Here is a 1,617-nt window from a genome sequence, read left to right on the forward strand (position 1 = left end):
CAGGGCTGCCTGACCAAACCAGTAAACCGGCAGCAGATAAAACGCCGCCCAGGCCGCCGAAGACCAGCTGTTTACCCACCAGAAGTCGCGCACCGGCATCCCGCACACTCCGGCCATGGCCGGAACCAGAGGGCGCAACGGGCCGATAAAACGCCCGAGCGCAATGCTCCACACACCGTAACGGGCGAAAAAGTGCTCAGCCGAGGGCAGCCAGTCAGGGTGACGGCGGAAGATATTCCAGTGCGCCAGCCGCGGTCCATACCAGCGACCAATATGAAAACTCAGACCGTCACCACAGAATGCCCCCGCCGCTCCGGCAAGCCACCACCATACAACGGGCAATCCCTGCTCTGCCGCCAGAATGGTTAACGCCACCAGCAGTGCCACACCAGGAATAAACAACCCAACCACCAGCAGCGACTCAGCCAGCGCCAGAACAAATACCGCCGGCAACAGCAGCCAGCCATGCTGCTCAATAATATCGGTGAAGCCTGCAAAAAAAACGGATAGTGCCGACTCCATCACAACCGCCCGGGCTGTTGCCGGTTGACCACGCGTGGACGCAGCAGGGTATTCCCCTGTATTCTCGTGTGCGTACACAACAACAATAAAAGACAGCTCATGACCTCTTCCACTTCCGCCACCGATACGTCCCGCATCAGCATCAGCGCTCACTATACCGGCTACATCTGGTACAAGCACGGCCTCTCCGCCCCCGGGTTTATTACCGGTATGGGACGTGTCGCCAACGCTGCACTCAGCCCGGTTAATGCCTTTTTACGTCTGGTGGCCGGTGCTGATATCGATACATTTTTACTGCAGCGGCACTCTGTTATTGATCATCAGGTCGAGCGCCTGATTGAAGAAGAAGGTGTGGAGCAGATTGTTGAAATTGCTGCCGGTCTATCGCCGCGCGGTTACCGCTTTAAACAAAAATATCCGCAGCTGACTTATATCGAAGCCGATCTTCCCGGCATGGCCAACCGCAAACAGGCACTATTGGCGGCCATTGGCCAGGCCAGTGGCCACAGCGTTCGGGCCTGCAATATTCTGCAGCAAAGCGGTGATGACTCTATTGCCGCCTTGCTGGCCAGCCTTGATCCAGCGAAAAAAACCGCCATCGTTACCGAAGGGCTGGTGAATTATTTTGATCTGACCACCATCCGCAGTGTCTGGGCACGAATGGCGGAAGGTCTGAAAGGGTTTTCCGGCGGATTTTATGTCACCGATTTATACCCGGATTTTGCCGATCATCCGTCATACCGCTACGTAAAATTCGCGCAGAAACTGGTGGGATTTTTTACCCGCGGCCAATGGCCGCTGCACTATTCATCGGATGCCGCGATTAAAGAAGGCTTTCAGCAGGATGGTTTTAACGAGGTACGGGTACACGACCCGGCGGAATTTTACGGCAAGCTGAACCTGCCACAATCAAAAACAAAAACGCTGGTGCGGATTATCCGCGCCAGCGTTTAAGTCACAGGCAACAACCGTATTGAAACCCTGTTAATCGGCAAACGCCGCCAGTTGCAGACTGGCGCGTTTCTGTTTCTTAAGTTTTGCCGATAAACGTTTTTCCAGATCTTTACTGTCTTCCCCACTCTGCAGACCCACCGC

The 1,617-nt window shown here is 55.2% G+C and carries 2 protein-coding genes; one reads left to right on the top strand and one right to left on the bottom strand.

All coding sequences use genetic code 11. The features are described 5' to 3' along the window. A partial coding sequence (locus tag B3P58_RS19705; RefSeq protein ID WP_286719983.1) for a DedA family protein occupies positions 1-522 on the bottom strand: 522 nt, incomplete at its 3' end. 99 nt (positions 523-621) lie between these two features. On the opposite strand from B3P58_RS19705, the gene B3P58_RS19710 reads away from it, so the two are divergent. Beyond that, positions 622-1,476 (top strand): class I SAM-dependent methyltransferase, encoded by an 855-nt coding sequence (locus tag B3P58_RS19710; protein WP_145469745.1) that lies wholly within the window; start codon positions 622-624, stop codon positions 1,474-1,476. The last annotated feature ends 141 nt before the right edge of the window (positions 1,477-1,617 follow it).

This window comes from Thalassolituus sp. UBA2009 (assembly GCF_002335285.1).
In the GTDB taxonomy this organism is placed as follows: Bacteria; Pseudomonadota; Gammaproteobacteria; order Pseudomonadales; family Oceanobacteraceae; genus Venatoribacter; species Venatoribacter alkanivorans.